16 protein-coding genes are annotated in these 17,802 nt (G+C 36.0%); 7 read left to right on the top strand and 9 right to left on the bottom strand.

Annotated features, from left to right (window positions below; genetic code table 11):
• Positions 1–143: 143 nt before the first annotated feature.
• The 4 genes from QM491_RS25205 to QM491_RS25190 all read right to left on the bottom strand — a co-directional run bounded on the left by QM491_RS25205 (position 144) and on the right by QM491_RS25190 (position 4,386).
• The gene (locus QM491_RS25205; RefSeq protein WP_283330353.1) at positions 144–1,283 is read right to left on the bottom strand and encodes a hypothetical protein; all 1,140 of its coding nucleotides are present in this window, start codon (positions 1,281–1,283) and stop codon (positions 144–146) included.
• Positions 1,284–2,065: 782 nt separating this feature from the next.
• Positions 2,066–2,482: a VOC family protein gene (locus tag QM491_RS25200; protein ID WP_283330352.1), complete on the bottom strand. Its 417-nt coding sequence runs from the start codon at positions 2,480–2,482 to the stop codon at positions 2,066–2,068.
• Between the two features lie 40 nt (positions 2,483–2,522).
• A complete protein-coding gene (locus tag QM491_RS25195; protein ID WP_283330351.1) occupies positions 2,523–3,254 on the bottom strand; it encodes a helix-turn-helix transcriptional regulator in 732 nt (243 codons plus the stop codon).
• Between the two features lie 211 nt (positions 3,255–3,465).
• The gene (locus QM491_RS25190; RefSeq protein WP_283330350.1) at positions 3,466–4,386 is read right to left on the bottom strand and encodes a glycoside hydrolase family protein; all 921 of its coding nucleotides are present in this window, start codon (positions 4,384–4,386) and stop codon (positions 3,466–3,468) included.
• Positions 4,387–4,918: 532 nt separating this feature from the next.
• On the opposite strand from QM491_RS25190, the gene QM491_RS25185 reads away from it, so the two are divergent.
• Both QM491_RS25185 and QM491_RS25180 read left to right on the top strand, forming a co-directional pair.
• Positions 4,919–5,680: a hypothetical protein gene (locus tag QM491_RS25185; protein ID WP_283330348.1), complete on the top strand. Its 762-nt coding sequence runs from the start codon at positions 4,919–4,921 to the stop codon at positions 5,678–5,680.
• A gap of 87 nt (positions 5,681–5,767) precedes the next feature.
• Positions 5,768–6,628, top strand: a complete 861-nt coding sequence (locus tag QM491_RS25180; protein WP_283330346.1) for a hypothetical protein — start codon at positions 5,768–5,770, stop codon at positions 6,626–6,628.
• Positions 6,629–6,840: 212 nt separating this feature from the next.
• On the opposite strand, the gene QM491_RS25175 is transcribed toward QM491_RS25180, so the two are convergent.
• The 3 genes from QM491_RS25175 to QM491_RS25165 form a co-directional block, all read right to left on the bottom strand.
• Complete coding sequence (locus QM491_RS25175; protein ID WP_283330345.1) at positions 6,841–7,257, bottom strand: DUF4259 domain-containing protein; 417 nt, start codon at positions 7,255–7,257, stop codon at positions 6,841–6,843.
• A gap of 288 nt (positions 7,258–7,545) precedes the next feature.
• The gene (locus tag QM491_RS25170; RefSeq protein ID WP_283330344.1) at positions 7,546–8,007 is read right to left on the bottom strand and encodes a GNAT family N-acetyltransferase; all 462 of its coding nucleotides are present in this window, start codon (positions 8,005–8,007) and stop codon (positions 7,546–7,548) included.
• Positions 7,995–8,894 carry a LysR family transcriptional regulator gene (locus QM491_RS25165; RefSeq protein WP_283330343.1) on the bottom strand — a complete coding sequence of 300 codons (900 nt, stop codon included), beginning with the start codon at positions 8,892–8,894 and terminating at the stop codon, positions 7,995–7,997. Before QM491_RS25165 ends, QM491_RS25170 begins: the two co-directional genes overlap by 13 nt.
• Before the next feature lie 148 nt (positions 8,895–9,042).
• Between QM491_RS25165 and QM491_RS25160 the strand changes: the two genes are divergently transcribed.
• Positions 9,043–9,438, top strand: coding sequence for a rhodanese-like domain-containing protein (locus QM491_RS25160; protein ID WP_283330342.1), 396 nt, complete (start codon positions 9,043–9,045; stop codon positions 9,436–9,438).
• Between the two features lie 256 nt (positions 9,439–9,694).
• On the opposite strand, the gene QM491_RS25155 is transcribed toward QM491_RS25160, so the two are convergent.
• Positions 9,695–10,117, bottom strand: coding sequence for a hypothetical protein (locus QM491_RS25155; protein WP_283330341.1), 423 nt, complete (start codon positions 10,115–10,117; stop codon positions 9,695–9,697).
• Between the two features lie 330 nt (positions 10,118–10,447).
• Positions 10,448–10,987 carry an AraC family transcriptional regulator gene (locus QM491_RS25150; protein ID WP_283330340.1) on the bottom strand — a complete coding sequence of 180 codons (540 nt, stop codon included), beginning with the start codon at positions 10,985–10,987 and terminating at the stop codon, positions 10,448–10,450.
• A gap of 78 nt (positions 10,988–11,065) precedes the next feature.
• Here QM491_RS25150 and QM491_RS25145 point away from each other — a divergent pair, with 78 nt between their 5' ends.
• The 4 genes from QM491_RS25145 to QM491_RS25130 all read left to right on the top strand — a co-directional run bounded on the left by QM491_RS25145 (position 11,066) and on the right by QM491_RS25130 (position 17,627).
• Complete coding sequence (locus tag QM491_RS25145) at positions 11,066–11,686, top strand: class I SAM-dependent methyltransferase (protein ID WP_283330339.1); 621 nt, start codon at positions 11,066–11,068, stop codon at positions 11,684–11,686.
• A 351-nt stretch (positions 11,687–12,037) separates the two neighbouring features.
• Entirely contained in the window at positions 12,038–13,096 is a 1,059-nt protein-coding gene (locus tag QM491_RS25140) for an efflux RND transporter periplasmic adaptor subunit (protein ID WP_283330338.1), read from the top strand.
• 82 nt (positions 13,097–13,178) lie between these two features.
• Positions 13,179–16,268: an efflux RND transporter permease subunit gene (locus QM491_RS25135; protein ID WP_283330337.1), complete on the top strand. Its 3,090-nt coding sequence runs from the start codon at positions 13,179–13,181 to the stop codon at positions 16,266–16,268.
• 57 nt (positions 16,269–16,325) lie between these two features.
• Entirely contained in the window at positions 16,326–17,627 is a 1,302-nt protein-coding gene (locus QM491_RS25130; protein WP_283330336.1) for a TolC family protein, read from the top strand.
• The last annotated feature ends 175 nt before the right edge of the window (positions 17,628–17,802 follow it).

Genomic DNA, 17,802 nt, shown 5'->3' with positions numbered 1-17,802 from the left:
GCAATAACTTGTAATTTAAAAGCCATACTGTAATCTCGTTGACTACGCTTCTGTTTCGCTTTTGAACTTGTTTCCATTTAATAAGTCGGTTGGATGACAACCTATTTCAGGACTAGACACCACATGAAAATTAGCCACTCCTTTTATTTCATCACTTCTGGTGTCACTACTATAAAATCATACTTGTCCATAATCTGATAAGTTGCTTCACTCAGGGTTTTGTCGTACTTATATCTGATTCTTAATGGTCTTAAATCCACAACTATCCAAAGTTCTTTGTTGTATAATTTCAAAAACTCTTTTGGATACTCTCCGTCTGGGTCTGTTAAATCATCTATGAGTTCTCCTTTTTCAGTAAGATAATATCGGTTTAGGAAAAATACATTGGCAAAACCTGTTTGATTACGTTGTGAAAGTTCGTACACAGAATTACCGATGTCATATAGATGAGTCGAGAGGTTCAGTCCTTTTGCTAAATGATTTGCTCCAATTTTAAAAAATACTTTTTCGTTTTTAGACTTTGTATGGTCATAATATTGGTAAAAGTTCTTTTTCATCAGGGTTGCCCTCATGAAGTTATCATCTTCATAATAGATTGTTCTAGATATTTTGATATCCTCTAAGGCAGCCTTTAATTCTGGTTGGGAAATCCCCTTTTTTAAGCTATCAAGTAATTTAACTTTGGGCATCCACCATTTAGCTATCAAGCTGTCATATACGGCCTGATATTTTACCTTAAATTTGGGAGATTGTGCGTGAAAAGCCTTATTTATGCCATAAGTAAACGCCATTTGATATTCTTGATCGATACCCCAAATGTGATAGTTGTATTGATGGGCAGCAATTAGCATCTCTGCATCTTCTTTAGTTCGAAAGAAGGGAAAGGTACCATATTTCCCTTTTCCTTTTGACAACTCAATTATACTATCAACTGGATTTTTTGCTCTTGAAATTTGCATCAATTCATTTGCTACAAACGGGCTTGTTTCGACACACCAATTTTTGAACCCATATTTTGAAGCTGCTTCAAGTGCATAGCTCGATAATTGCGAAAGTTGTGTGGAATTGTGGTATTCTCCCCAAGCAACAAATTGGTTGTCTGAAAATTGTTTCTCCAATACTTCCCAACCTTTTCCGATAGGCTTTTTCCCATCAAATTGAAAAGAGCTAGTATTTTCAAGAACTAATTTATTAAATCTCGTAGAATCAACTTTAGCTTTTGAAGTTTGTCCAAAACAGAAATTCGCAGTGAGAATGGTAGTTGCTAGTAGAATTGTTTTCATTTTTTTGAAAATAAGCATGGCTAGAGGTTTTAGTAGAATGAAAGAAAATTATTGTTCAATTTATGCTTTTATGCTTTCTTTCAAATATATCAAAATAGGTTCTACAATTAAAGTAATAGGAGCGGTAAAAAGAGTGCTTCTGTCTATATATTAGTTTGCGGTAACGTTATACGAATTATGCTATTTTTCTTTATAGAATGTTCTGTCGTAATGTGTTGTTAATGAGTGACTTATTTCTATAGCGTCAATTTTTTTACCTTAATACTTCCAAATGGAATTTCGTTGTCGTTAATAATATAAAATAGATTTTGCCCTTTTAGTATGAGTCTTGTACGTAAGGTTTCGTGTGTTCACCCTACTAAACACAGCATTATGATATAAAAACCTCTTGATTTTTCGGGTTTGTCGTTCTTTTTAGCGAGTATTTTTGATGAATATTCTTTTTTTTAATGAATCTAAACCTTTTAACCCGTAATTAAACGATGGTAATTTCCTAAGCGTCATAGTATCGGGAGGAATCAATATTTTAAAGTATTTATTCACTAACGATTGCACACTATATGAATTGGGATTCACAAGGTGAACGATTGTATTTTCTTCTAAATAGGCGGTTGAAAAACTAATTTCGACCGCCTATTTTGATACAATATTTCAATATGACACCTCTTTTGACGCAAAGCATTGCGTCTCTACTGGTAAAATGTAGATTAAAAATAATCACTCATGCGCTCAATCACTAAATCGCTCAATTAGGAATGACTCATGTTTCAACCTCGTTTGGGTTATTTCCTATTATGACTATCAAATCTTGCCATCGCTTCTGTTGTTGCAGGCGTAAATAAATTTACAAGATTCCCATCTGGATCCCTAAATAATAGAGATTTGTTGCCCCAAGGCATAATAGTTGGTTTTTGAACTATATTTTCTTGCAGATAGCTCGCTAACCTTTCGTTGTCTTTATCTACATCTTCTACTTTGAACTCAATAATCAGGCTTCGATTTTGTGCAGGTTGTGCTACATTATTTCCTCCAAACAATTGAAGGGTTCGAGTGCTTCCGATGGCTAATGTTGCTGTTGGAGTATTGATTTCGGCAAAGTCTGGAGTGTGTTGTTTTACTGATACGCCAGTAACTTCTTCATAAAACTTTACTAGATTTTCGATGTTGGCAGTAATGATGCGAATTGACGATAAATTCATTTTTGAATAGTTTATGTTAAGTCGCAAAAGTATTTTGGTGTTATGACAAGGGTATGTCAGGGGTCTTAAAATGTTTTTCTTTTTCAGCTAAATATTCTTGAAGAGTCATTTTGTGAGGTTCGAAATCTAATGCTGTTTGATAGATATTTACAATTCTATCTAAGCGAAACATTCTGTAATCATTTCTCAATCTACAGAAAGCAATAAGTACCCAACTTTCCTTTAAGCTGTAATAAAAAGCAAAGGGTTCAATGGCTCTTTCAGTTTTTTCATCTTTATGTTCAGAATGATATACGATATTCAAAACTTTAAAGCTAGTTAAAGCATGTTGAATTAACGCTATTGAATCGCTGGTGTTTTGTTTCGAAAACTGAGGGCTAATTGCAATTCTTTTTGACAATAATTCAACTTTTTCTTTGACCGAATATTTTAAAACAGCCTTAACCTTGCTGACTGCCTCAATATATTCATTTGTAAATGAGGTATCTCTATTACTAAGAACTAGTTTTTCGGCCGTAATCAAGGCATTGGCTTCACTTTCGGTAAACATGATAGGTGGAATTTTATAACCTTCAACTAATGAGTATCCTTTACCATCTACCGTCAAAATGGGAACTCCTGCTTGTTCTAAAGTTTTAATATCCCTATAAATAGTTCTGATGCTTACGTTAAATTTTTCTGAAAGATATACTGAAGTAATGATTCGTTTGGTTTGCAACTGAGTTAAAATTGCTATAAGACGAGTAAGACGTTTTGTATCCTGATTATTCATGTTTCCTTTTAGCTAATTAGATATTTCATCATCAAACGATGCTGATGCTACTATCAGTGAATCCATATCGAAAGAATTTAATAGTCCAATATAACTAAGGTACTGTAGTGCCTTCAAATAACGAATATACTATTTACGAATAGTGTCTTCTACGGTATGTATCCTATGAAATTACTTAACTAAAGTCGGCTTTTATAACGAAAAAGTTACTCTAGCCTTTATTATAAGGCATCAAAATAATAGATAAATTGTTTATATCATGTCCGATTATTGCATTTTGATTTAAAGTAAAGCGTCCTGCGTAGAAATTTGATGGAGTTGGGATTTGTCTATCAAATGTAAACTGTCCTTGAAGAGCTTTTTCAATACTAGGAGCTTTAAATGTCATAAGAATCCCTTTTCTCCTAATTATTTTGTCAGTATTATTCTTTAGAGGCGAGTAACCATTAATATGGGCATCAATGTAATCATTCCGTTCCCAACAGCAAACCATTAATAAAACCTCATTTGAGTCATTTAACACAATTGAGGGTAATTCCAATTCCTCATAAGTATCATGATTTGGAACAATAGATGGGTTTAGGAGAGTCCAATTATCTAAATCATCAGATACCAAAAGGGCTATTGTAGCATTAAAATGCTTCTTATTTAATTTGGCTGCTACTAGCATATAGAATTTATCTTCGTGCTTAAATACAAAAGGATCTCGCCAACTATGAGGCGTATAGCTATCATCTTGTGGTAAGTACTGAAAAATGTTGCTATTATTATCCGCTAATTCTGGGGTTAAATTAAGGGCTTTAAAATCGACAGTTTTAAAATCATTTGTTTCTAAATATTTTATCGTTTGATTGGCCCAATACCCATTTTCTGATGATCGAATCGTATAAAAAACATAGTATGTAGCTTTCTCCTTAAAAATACACCCCGACCAAATACTACAATTTTCCTCCGCAGTAATTAATTGCAGATTGATATCTTTAAAATTCTCAAAGTCCTCAGTAAAAACATAACCCATATTGTTATTGCCAGTTTTCAGTTTTGAGAGACCAATGATATGATGTCCTATCGAATCCGTAAAAACTGTTGGGTCTTTGAGTCTTAGTTGGTCAAGATTTTTAATTTGATTCATAATTTTAAGGATATGGAGTGATAAAGGTTGATTATAAACTCTCAGTATTATAGTTGCATAATGTATTTTTTCAAAGATATGATAATAAAAATACATTGTCCGCTTGTGCCTTTATTTTGTCTTGAGTAACCACCGATAAATGAACATTTTGTAAGTAATCTCAGGCACTAAAGTAGTAGTTAATTTGACATTTTAAGTCTGAGCTGTTGTTTTTTTGCTTAAAAATGGGCTTAAAATTAACTTAAAAATATGCGTCTCGACTTAAATCGTTATTAAAATTTTTTATATGAAATTTAATTGGAATTAGAATTAACTATCTATTTTACAGTTAGTTATGTTTTAATATAAATTTAAAAATAAACTATATTTAGAAAAAACGCTCCTTTTTTGAAAATTTTGTATAAATCCAAAAGACATTTTTCGTCGTTATTGCTTCTGAAGTTCCAATTGAACATTCAACGAACACATCCTTACGCTGGACAATCCTTACAGCCAGCTCAACTTTTGTTAAACTTTAAAACTCAAAAACATTATGAAGACGCAAGCAATGAAATTAATGGCTGCTTTAGTAGCCACCTTTAGTGTAGAAGTTGCTTCAGCTCAAATCGGAGCAACTGCAAGCAGTGCTATAAAAGCTACAGGCAGTGCTGTAGCTAGTACCAATGCTGCAAGCAATGCCCTTAAAGCATCTAGTAATGCGGCAGCGAGTGCTTCGTCAGCTGCCAAAGCCAGTGCCAATGCTTCGTCAGCAGTACAAGCTACGACGCAAGCCGTTGTAAAAACGACAGGCAACGCTGTAAACGCAACTAAAAATGTAGTATCAGCTTCTGTAAATGCAACAAAGGAGGCCGCTTCCTCAACTGCTTCTAGTGTAAAAGCAGCCACCAATAAAAGTGCAAATGCGGCATCTGATGCCAAAAATAACACAAGTGTTGATTTAGATGCCAACGTTTCAGTTGAGACCTCTATCAACGCAAACAAGGCAAACGGTTTAAGTACAAGCAATGGTAATGGGAATGTAAACTCTCAAGCAAGCGTTAACGCTAGCGAAACAGCAAAAGCTAACGCCAATGAAAATGCAACGCCACTTTTCAAAGAAACTGTTGTGGAAGTAAAAGAAAAAGGGGCTAGTACACTTAATGCAGTAAAAACGAAAACAACTGAATCAGCTAATAATTTTAAAAGCAAAGCCAGTTCTGAAGCAAAAGCAGCTTCTAAAACCAAAGCTGATGCCAATGTTAAGTCGAGTACTTCGGCTACAACAACTTCGGGTGCTAGTACTACAAAGAATTAATATACCATAGTCCAAATGCCACTTTCGATTTAGGGAGTGGCATTTTATACAAATGCTGAGCCAAACCCATCTTAAATCTATCACGCCATGAAACGTATTATAATCCTTATTACTCTTTTCATACTTTCTGGTTTTAGTTTTATTATTCAAGCACAATCAGAAGCAGAAAACCCTAAAAAAACAGTTGCTACCATTATTGGTGGCGTATCGTATGTTCCCAAATTGCATTATTATGGTCGTACCGACCAGCTTAAGAGTAGTGCAGTGATGCCAACAGTATTGGTACAATTTGATAGTGTTGGTTTATATTTTACAGGTTCAACCGTTTTTACTACCAATACTACACAGCCGCTTGAATATGCGGCGACCGTAACTGAAGTAGGTTATAAGTTTGGTAAAAAACAAGGCATTGCGGGCAGTATTTATGGCGATAAATTCTTTTATCAGAATAAAACTTTGGTACAATCGGCGCTACAAGGACAGGCTGGGCTAAACCTTTCGCATCTCAATAAAGTAGCCAATGTAAACCTTACAAGTATTGCCGCCTTTTCTGATAAAACAGATTTTTTTGCTAGTGTAGGACTCGAACATCCTTTTGTGATGAAGACAGGACAAAGTGTATTTGTAATTACACCAACGGCTGTAGCCAACGCTGGCACGCAAAGTTTTACGAACACCTATTTCAAAAATAATAAGTTTTTGGGAATTCCAGTTTCTAATCAATCGACAACTCAAACGACTCAGGTATTTAATCTCTTAAGTTATGAGTTTAGTGTACCAATGGTTTGGGTTTATAACAATATATTTTTGGTTGTTACGCCAGGCTATGTGATGCCGCAGAATGAATTAACAACTTCAGGCAATACAGAGGTGGTATCTCGGACGGGTACTAATCTTTTCTATGTAAACTTGTCGTTACTTTATTCTTTTAAGTTAAAAAAGGTGTAATTTTTTATAGAATATTTTTCGAAAATTTGGTTATACTTCCAAAATCCAACATCCGAAATAGATGGTTTTATAATCCTTCAGACACTACTATCTGGTAATAGCAAAGGGGAACACATACTCAAGGGTTTATGTGATGATTGCAAACTGTTCAATGCTACGTTCAATAGAAAAAATAAGTGCTGGATAGGAATCCAGCACTAGCTCTGTAAAAATTAAGTTAATCGCTCAATCAGCTTCTCAATCCCTTGTCTCCAAGAAGGGTAATCTTCTTCATTTTCTAGCCAAAGCTCGTTAAGCTCAGAATCCTCTCCCAATAATTTCTTTAGCGCAAGTACTGCATTTTCTTTTAGGTCAGACAAATCTATATTTGGATTTCTTTCAGGAAAAGTGTCAACATCGAGTATTTCGCCTGTATCGCTTTCAGAGAACTTTGTGCCTTTTGTCTGACGGTCAATATAAGTTGCAGATACAATAACCGCATTTCCTTCTGTTGAGTCAATAAAGTCAGATTCTATGGCTGTGTCTAAGGCATCCTCAATCAATTCTTTTGGACTTTTTGATTCTTCGATTTCGTCCATAAAATCATAAGCGTCATCATCTTCATAGTACTTGAATCCCCAAGCTCCCATAAATTTTTAAGTTAAATTGTTAAAGGTTATATTTTGTTTTAAGTTTTCGGACATACTAGGAGCAGTAAACTTACATCTCAAATTTATCTGTCATTTTACCCGATTGATTGATGCTCATTTTGAGTTTTTCCTTTTGTCGAAATATAAAGGTTACTTTGATATTTTCGAGTATTTAATATCAAATTCTTCGTTTTATTTGGTCGTAAGATGCCTCGATTCTTATTTAGGATGAAATCCTTAGAAAAAATGAGTGCTGGATAGGAATCCAGCACTAGCGTAGGAGAAAATCTATACCACTTGATTGACATCAAAGAAAAATCGCACTTTATCTTTACTTTTTCCGCCCATTCGATTATAAAATTGAATCGCCCTTTTATTGAAAGTAGGTGTTTGCCATTGGATGCTTTCACAACCATTTATGGAGGCTATTTCTTTTAGTTTTTCAAAAATAACTTCTCCTATTTTTTTGCCCCTAAAGGCTGGCTCTAAATATAGGCAGTCCAAGTAGAGAAAGGTATGTGCATCCCAAGTAGAATAGTCAAATGTGTACGAAAAATATCCTTGCAATTGTTTGTTACTTTCGACCACAAAGCAAAATAATTTTGGATTATCTGTGAACAAGGCTTTTTCTAATAAAACCTCTTTATCTGTCGGGTCATATTCAGCCTGCTCAAATGCCGCATGGTTTGAACACAGCTCAACTAGTCGAGCTAAATCCTTGTTGTTACAAGCACGAATTAAATATTCCATTGTTGGTTGATTTCTGTTTGTAAAAACTCAATAAAGTGATTGAAATAGCTTGGGTACTGTTTATTGTTCAAAATCGCAATGAAATGTTTTCTTTTTAAGCCAACCTTTCCAATCTTAATGGTTTTGAGGGTATCATCTTTTAAATAAGGCTGAACAGCCCATTTGGCCATCGCCATGATTCCCATGTCAGCTTTTACCATCTCGATTGAGGCCTCAGTGAGTGGTAAAGGCGTAATTTTTTTGGGAGAAATTTTTGCGGGCGCCAGAAGGAATTGATGAATCGTAACGGTCTCTAGGGGCAAAGAATGAATCAATAAATGCTGGTCAACAAAATCTTCTGCTACTACATATTTCTTGTTGGTCCAAGGGTGATTAGCTGAAACTACCATTAGCATTTCATCTTGAAAAAGCTCCAGATATTTGATGTGATGGTCTTTTATTGGGTCGCTTGTTATGGCAATATCGATGATGTTTTCTTGTAATTTTTGTAAAGGGTAATGTGTCGCCTCCATGATAATTTGTAAGTCGACGTTGGGATAAAGTAGATGAAATTGTTTCATCACAGAGGGCAACCAATGATAACTAGAATAACATTCAGTGCTGATTCTGATAGTACCTATTTCTCCAAAAATCATCTGTTTGATTTCTTGTTCAGTACTCGACAGCTTTGCCAAAACCTCTGTAGCAGTTTCATATATCTTTTCCCCAGCTTTGGTTAGGATTAGCTTTTTATTCTGACGCAAAAATATGGGGGTTCCGAGCTGGTATTCTGCTTCTTTCAATTGATGACTCAGAGCAGATTGTGTCAAATGTAGTTTATCAATGGCTTTAGTAATGCTTCCTTCTTCTACAATTGCTTTGATGAGTTTTAGATGTCTTATCTCCATTTTTTGTCAAGTAAATAATTGCAAAGAAACGAAATATAATTGGTGGATTTGTATGAAAAAAATGAATGATTATACTGAATTTTTTTCGTTTTTATGAGAGTTTTTAGGTAGATAAATTTGTGCCATCAATCAATTAAATTTTGTTAAAATGGATTTACAAATTAAACACTACGAAAACAAATTGGCATTTGAAATGGATCCCTCAGACCTGTTCGAAGCCTTGAACAACGGCGAAAAAATTATTGCTATTGATGCCAGAAAAACATTTGCATTTGAGGCAGAACATATTCCAACTGCCATAAATATTCCTCATCGTGAAATGAATGAAGAAACAACCAAGCATTTAGACAGGTCGTTTGTTTATGTTACCTACTGTGATGGGATTGGATGTAACGCCTCAACAAAAGGTGCTCTGAATATGGCAAAACTTGGGTTTAAGGTTAAAGAATTAATAGGAGGTATTGAATGGTGGAAATTTGACGGCTACGCTACCGAGGGAGTAAAGGGCAGTACAACTGGTGCAAAAGTTGAGTGTGCTTGTTAGGTTATCTCAAATATGATTCATTCCGAATTTTAGTGAACGTTGGTTGAGTGATTGTTTTTCACTAGTAAAGACCCAATGCTTTGCGTCTCTACTAGTGAAATGTAGATTAAAAATAATCACTCATGTGCTCAATCACTAAATTCGGGATGACTCATGGGCTTAACAAAAAATCTAAATGTTGGATAGAATCCTTAGAAAAAATGAGTGCAGGATAGGAAGGAGTCCTGCACTATTGGAGAGTAAAATCTTTCCCATCTTACATTTTTAGGCTATTTCTTATTCTAGTAAGAATGAACCTTTGCTGATTGTCGTTTGACTGATCCCATGTCTCTACTTTGATAGTTTTTGTTTCCTTTTTTCCTTTTGATACCGCAATTAGAGCATAGGTTAACTCGTCTTTTTTACCCCAGATATACCTACAAATAACAATGCTTCTTCCTGACTTGTTGCCTTCATTCAAAATAGCAAGGTCTTTGTACAAATCGGCTTCTGTTTTCATCGATTGGATGATCCCTTTTAATATTTCTTCACTCGAAAGGGTTGAATAGGTTTGATTTGATTTTATTTCAATATCTATAAATCCAGAATGGTCGGTTCGTTTGTATTGTTCATGCCATTTGGTACTAGTATCAGTAGATACAGCATTTGATTGAAATACCCAGGTTTTAGGTATGTTCATCTTTATTTGAGCAGATTTGCTGAAAAATTTGACACTGTCTGATTTAGGGGGCTCTTTGCAACACCAGAAGGCTACTGAAACATAGCAAAATAGTAAATTGACGAAAATAAAGTACTGAGTTTTTTTCATGAGCTAAACGGCTTTTTTGAATCTGTATTTAAGATTTTAGAGGATTATAATTTTTGGTATACTAGTCTATATACAGTTAATATATGAAATTTTAAAAGCTTATCAAACTCAAATCAAAGAAAGGGTATCAGAGGAAAATATTTTAATAATTTTAAATGTCATCTTTTAAGAATTAGTCAGATTTCATTGGAGTTTTTATGACTATTTCAAGAGTTTTCTGAACTCACTAGGAGTCACACCCTTCACTTTCTTAAACTGATTCGATAGATGCTGAACACTGCTGTAGCCTAATTGGTTGGCTATTTCGCTGATGTTGAGTTGGTTGTAGGATAGAAGTTCGCTGGCTTTTTGGATTTTTTGCTCTATCAGATATTGCTCAATGGTCTGATGCTCAGACTCTGAAAATAACTGACTTAGCATTTTGTAGTCTTTCCCGATTTTGTCTGCTAATAATACTGAGAATTTTAAGGTGGTATCTATCGGTTCTTCACTTTGAAGATATTCAGTAATATATGCTTTAATTTGACTTATAGTCTGTTCTTGTTTATTGGCTAATATTTCAAATCCAAATGCTTCGAGCTTACTGAAAATTATCTGTTGTTCTTGGGTGTTTAAATCGTTTTGGGTTTCTACTAGTCCTAATTCTACCGTTTGTGGGAATACGTTGGCTTGTTCGAACACTTGTCGAACTACGTATTTGCAACGGTCGCATACCATATTTTTTATATATACCTTTGTCATATTTCGATGTACTGTTTTTCCTTTTCGGAAGATTTTATCACTAAATTAATGCCTATTCTAACATAATTGACACTTCGGATGGAAAACAAAAATTTTGATTTTATAGCTCCCTATTATGACAAAATAGTTAAGCTCGTTTTCGGCAATAGACTTCGAGTGGCGCAAGTTCAATTGTTGCCGCTATTACCCCAAAACCAACGAATCTTACTGATAGGAGGAGGAACAGGCTGGATATTACCAGAATTGATACGTATTTGTCAACCTTCGGAAATCGTGTATCTCGAAAAATCGGCACAAATGTTGTCATTAAGTCAGAATCAAGTGCCTAAGGATTATCCTGTCGTTTGGGTTTGTGGGGGAGAAGAGAAATTGCTTGATTTGGGACAATTTGACCTGATTTTTACCCCTTTTTTACTAGATTTGTTTCCCGAACCAGAGCTTGAATTGCACATCATCCAACCTTTGGTCTCTATTCTAAAACCTTCTGGACATTGGTTATTAGTAGATTTTTTTCAAACAAATCATTATTATTTTACCTTCCTTACTAAGGTCATGTACACCTTCTTTCGATATGTTAGTGGCGTGACCAACTCTCAATTAGCGGACTATCCTAAATTGTTATCTCGAAACAAACTTGTACTAAAACATTCGCAAGAATGGATGAAAGGCTATGTGAAAGCTCAACTCTGGCAAAAATGAGATTAACATCATCTGGGCATATTCCAAAAAATCATGTCGGATATTATACGGCGTTGGGCGAAATAAAACTCAATTTCGTATAAAAGAGGTCAGCAAGTTTCCTGAAATTTAGTAAGTTGGACAGATTAATCAATAAGTGCAGAGTTTTGAGTGTGGAGTTTTGAGTTTTAAAATTGACAAAATAATTAGTGCAAATAAGATGAAGATGTAAAAGTTGAACTTCACAAGGCTTGTATGGCGTGGATTGAGTTTATTATTTACTATTTTAAATTCATAACTCATCATTCATCATTCAAAACTTATATAATAGACCCTCAAATTAAAAGAACAAATCAATAGTTTCAAACAAATATGAAGACACATTTCTCTCCACTAACACCGACGGTTGCGGTAGCTTTATGCTTACTGATGGCTGGTTGTCATAGCAAGAAAAAAGAGGAATCAGGCAAAAAAGAAGATAAGCCTGTAATCGTAGATGTCGTAGTGGCCTACCCCGAATCCGTTTCCAATGTAATTGAGGCAAATGGCTCGGTTGTAGCAAATGAGTACGTAGAACTACATCCAGAAATCAGTGGACGATTGACTTTCTTGAATGTGCCTGAAGGTACTACCGTTGCCAAAGGTACGGTGATTGCCAAAATGTATGATGGCGATTTGCAAGCGCAATTGCTAAAACAGAAGGTTCAGTTAGAATTGGCAGAGAAAACAGAACAACGTTTGTCGAAATTATTGTCTGTAAATGGTATCAACCAAGCTGACTATGATGCAGCCTTGAATACCGTAAATTCTTTGAAAGCCGATATGGTATATACGCAGGCTCTTTTGGAGAAAACGGTATTGAAAGCTCCTTTTGCAGGAATCGTTGGCTTAAGAAAAGTTAGTAATGGGGCATATATTACCCCAACGACTATTATTGCGACTATTCAACAGACCTCAGTTTTGAAGGTAGATTTTACCCTTCCTGAAGAGTATTCATCCGTTGTCAAAAAAGGTACTATCGTAGATGTAGAAATTGATGCAGGTGGTAAAACTCGTTGCAAAGCCAATGTCATTGCAATAGAACCACAAATTAACTTGACAACTCGTAATATTCAAGTGCGTGCAATTCTTCAGAAATGTAATGCTAATCCTGGTACATTTGCCAAAGTATATATTAACAGTGCAGTCGATAAGAATAGTATTATGATTCCGACAAATGCTGTTATCCCTGACGATAAAAACAAAAAATTGGTTTTGGTGAAAAATGGCAAAGCTGTGTTTACCAACGTGACTACTGGTGTACGTACAGAAGAGTTCGTAGAAATTAAAAGTGGTGTCAATATTGGCGATACTGTAGTAGTTGGTGGTGTATTGTTTGCTCGTGACGGAAAAGACGTAAAAGTGAGAAAGGTAGAGCGTTCGGATAAATAGTTTTCTTATTTATAAACCAGAAAACCCGTTTATCCATTCAATCAACAGCGTCATTTGTTTACTAAAGCATTAGATTAATTTTATGAATATTTCTGAATTATCACTAAAGAGACCCATATTCGCTACCGTGATGAATATCTTAATTGTACTTTTTGGTGCAGTTGGGTTTTCATTTTTGTCGGTAAGGGATTATCCTGCGATTGACCCTCCGATTGTTACGGTCTCTACTTCCTATACAGGTGCTAACCCTGATATTGTTGAAAACCAAATCACCGAACCTCTCGAAAAAGAAATCAACGGTATTCCTGGGATTCGTTCTATTACTTCGTCAAGTACTTTGGGTAGAAGTACTATTACGGTTGAGTTCAACCTTGGCTCTGACTTAGAGGCTGCTGCCAGTGATGTACGTGACAAGGCTGCTCAAGCGTCTCGTAACTTACCACAGGATATTGATGCGCCTCCAGTGGTATCTAAAGCTGATGCCAACTCCGACTTTATTTTGCTGTTAGCGATTCAAAGTAAGTCAAAAAGTCTTTTGGAGTTGAGTGATTATGCTGAAAACGTCTTACAGCAGCGTTTTCAAACGATTAATGACGTAAGTGGTATCAACATCTTGGGGCAGAAGCGCTATGCCATGCGTTTGTGGTTGAAACCCGACTTGATGAATTCTCACAATATTTCTTTTACAGATTTACAAAATTCGCTTTCTCGTGAAAACGTAGAAATTCCTGCGGGAAAAATTTACGGAGCAAATACGGAAATGACTATACGTGCGATGGGTCGCTTGACTACAGAGCAGCAGTTCCGTGATTTGATTATTCGTCAAGATGCTGATGGTATTGTGCGTTTGGGCGACATTGCCGAAATCGAATTAGGTCCTGAAAGTTTAGAAACTTCTTGGAAATACAATGGGGTAAGTGCAGTAGGTATGGCACTCGTGCCACAGCCTGGAGCTAACTATATCGATATTGCCGATGAGTTTTATAAGCGTTTGGAAGAAATTAAAAAGGAGAATAAATCGGATATCGAATTCAAGCTTTTGATTGATAATACCAAAAACGTTCGTAATTCATTGAAAGAGGTAGAGGAAACCTTGATTATCTCATTAGGTTTGGTAATCATCGTAATCTTCTTGTTTTTCCGCGACTGGCTTATTGCGATTCGTCCATTGGTCGATATTCCTATTTCATTGATTGCTACCTTCTTTGTGATGTACTGGGCAGGATTCTCAATCAATGTATTGACTCTATTAGGTATCGTTTTGGCAACAGGTCTCGTAGTGGATGATGGTATTGTAGTAACAGAAAATATTTTCCGAAAATTAGAGGAAGGTATGCCAATTCGCAAGGCGGCTTTGGAAGGTAGTAAGGAAATTTTCTTTGCTGTAATTTCTACTTCCTTGACCTTGGCGGTTGTATTCTTGCCAGTAATTTTCTTGCAAGGTTTTGTGGGAAGTTTATTCCGTGAGTTTGGTATCGTGGTAGCAGGAGCTGTACTGATTTCAGCCTTTGTCTCACTGACTATTACTCCAGTGCTCAATGTGGTAATGAGTCGTAAGAAACATTCTTATGGCTGGTTCTATCTCAAAACAGAACCTTTCTTTGTAGGCATGGAAAATGGCTACAAAAGAATGCTCAATGGTTTCATGAATATCCGTTGGATGGCATGGGTTATTGTAGTCGTTTGTGCTGGTATTATCTGGTTTGTAGGAAAAGATATTCAATCAGAAATTGCCCCAATGGAAGATAAAAGCTCGGTTCGTTTTACGATTACAGCGCCAGAAGGTTCAAGTTTTGATTTTACCAAAAATGTAGCAGAAGAGCTCACCACTTATTTGAATGACTCTGTTCCAGAAATGGACTTTGTGTTTAATGCTGTGCCAGGTTTTGGGGGTAGTGGCGGTACAAACTCGTCAATTGCTCGTGTGGGCTTAGTAGCGCCAACCGAACGTAAACGTAGTCAGCAAAAAATTGCTAAAGACCTCAATGAGAAACTTTCGCAGTTTAACAATGCACGTATTTTTGCCGTACAAGAACAAACTATTTCAGTAGGTTCTGGTTCGAGAAGCTCATTACCTGTACAGTTTGTTATTCAAAACGTTGACTTGACCAAAATCAAAACGGTATTGCCAAAGTTCTTGGAAGAAGCTCGTAATGAAAAAACCTTCCAGAATGTTGACGTAAACTTAAAGTTTAACAAACCTGAACTCTTGATGACATTCGACCGTATCAAAATCAAGGATTTGGGCTTGTCGACACAAGATGTAGTAAGTGCTGTTCAAGGTGCTTTCTCAGGTCGTCGTTTGGCTTATTTTACCATGAATGGTCGTCAGTATCAAGTAATTGGTCAGGTAGAAAGAACAGATCGTAAGCAACCTTTGGATATTACCAATGTATATGTGACTAACTCAAGAGCAGAAAGGATTCCTCTGAGTGCTGTTGTGAAATTAGAAGAAAGTAGTAACCCTTCTACTATCTATCACTTCAACCGTCTGAAATCTGCGATTATTTCTGCGTCTCTGGCAGAAGGTAAAACGATTGGAGATGGGGTAAAAGCCATGCAGAAAATTGCAGGTAAAACTTTGGATAATACTTTCCAAACAGCTTTGAATGGACCATCACGTGACTATGCCGAAAGTTCATCAAATACTAGTTTCGCTTTTGGATTAGCCTTGGTTTTGATTTATTTGCTATTAGCGGCTCAGTTTGAAAGTTTCAAAGACCCACTGACTATCATGTTGACAGTACCTTTGGCATTGGCAGGAGCGTTATTGAGTTTGTGGTTTTTTAACCAAACCTTAAATATTTTCTCACAAATCGGAATGATTATGTTGATTGGTTTGGTAACCAAAAACGGTATCTTGATTGTAGAATTTGCCAATCACAAACGTGCAGAAGGTTTGCCTATCTTCGAAGCTGTAGTAGAGGCTTCAGCACAACGTTTACGCCCTATCTTGATGACTAGTTTGGCAACCTCGTTGGGTGCCTTGCCAATCGCTATGTCCTTGGGTGCTGCGGCTACCAGTCGTATTCCTTTGGGTATTGTAGTAGTGGGAGGTATTTTGTTCTCTTTAATTTTGACACTCTTGGTTATTCCAGCAGTTTATACTTTTATTTCTGGGAAAAAAGACCACCAGCCAGAGTCAGAAGAGGAGGCAGAGTTTCAAGCGTAATTAGCTCAAATAAGCTGCGAAAAATTAATTTTCAGGCAAGTGAAAATGTAAATAGCAATGAAAAAAAGACTTTCTTATATACTCTTGGCTACGTGTTTGCCCTCTTGGCTTATGGCACAAGACCGCGTGACTTTGTCTGATGCGGTAAATACGGCGCTTAAGAATAGCTTGGACATACAAATCGCAAAAAATGTGCTCAATGTCGCAAGCATTAACAATAATAGGGGTGTAGCGGGGGCTTTACCAACTGTAAACGGTAGTGCTACCAATACCCAACAAATTACTACCTTGAATCAGGAGCTGAGTAATGGTAATTCAACAAATCGAAGCAATGTAGGTGCAAACAATACCAACGTCAATATTACAGGTACGATGGTGCTCTACAATGGTAACAGAATTATGACTACCAGAAAACGTTTGGATGAACTACAAAAACTGAGTCAAACACAGTTGAATAGTGTTGTTCAGGGTATTTTGGCAGATGTAATGTTGAAATATTATGCGGTAGTTCAGCAACAAAATTTTTCGACAACACTCGAAAAATCCCTTGAAGTTTCAAAGCAACGTTTGTCGATTATTGAATCAAGACGCTTTGTAGGAATGTCAAACGATGCTGATTTGATTCAGGCTAAATTGGATGTCAACTCACAACTACAGTCTATTCAGTCTCAAAAATTGGTAATTGAGCAAGCAAAAACAGACTTGCTTCGTGCGATGACTCAGCAAACAGAATCTAGTATTGCGATTCAGGATACCATTTTGATAGATACCAAATTAGATTGGGAGGCGCTGAAAACAAGTATCAATTCGCATCCTGACATTATGGCTGCCGATCAGCAGATTACTATTAATCAATTTTTGGAAAAAGAGGCTAAAGCTCGTATGTCTCCAACGTTAAATCTTAATGCAGGCGTAAGTTATATCCGAAGCCAAAGTGCAGCAGGTTTGACTTTATTGAACCAAACGTATGGTCCATCACTTGGCTTAAACTTGACAGTGCCAATATATACAGGTTCAGTCAATTCAAGACAGTTACAAATTGCTGGAATTAATACCCAAACAGCTAAGATTCAAAAGGAAACGCTTATTCAAAATTATCAGGCAAATGCAACAAAAGCTTGGCAGTCGTACACAAATGCCTTGAAGTTGTTAGAAACCGAAAAGCAAAACTATGAGCTAGCTAGTAACCTACTTAAGGTGGTTATGAATCAATTTAAGCTAGGTCAAGCTACCATTGTGGATGTGAAATTGGCGCAGCAAAGTTTTGAAAACTCAGGTTATCGTTTGAATAATTTGAGTTATTCAGCAAAGTTAGCTGAGATTAATTTAAAGCAACTCGCATACAAACTTGAATTATAATTCTTTCTAAGTGATAAAAAAAAGCCCACCATTACGGTGGGCTTTTATTTTATCAATTGTCTAGTCCTGAAATAGGTTGTCATCCAACCGACTTATTAAATGGAAACAAGTTCAAAAGCGAAACAGAAGCGTAGTCAACGAGATTACAGTATGGCTTTTAAATTACAAGTTATTG

Origin of the sequence: Flectobacillus longus, assembly GCF_030056705.1 — a bacterium.
Taxonomy (GTDB): domain Bacteria; phylum Bacteroidota; class Bacteroidia; order Cytophagales; family Spirosomataceae; genus Flectobacillus; species Flectobacillus longus.
This window is presented reverse-complemented; position numbering and strand designations above follow the sequence as displayed.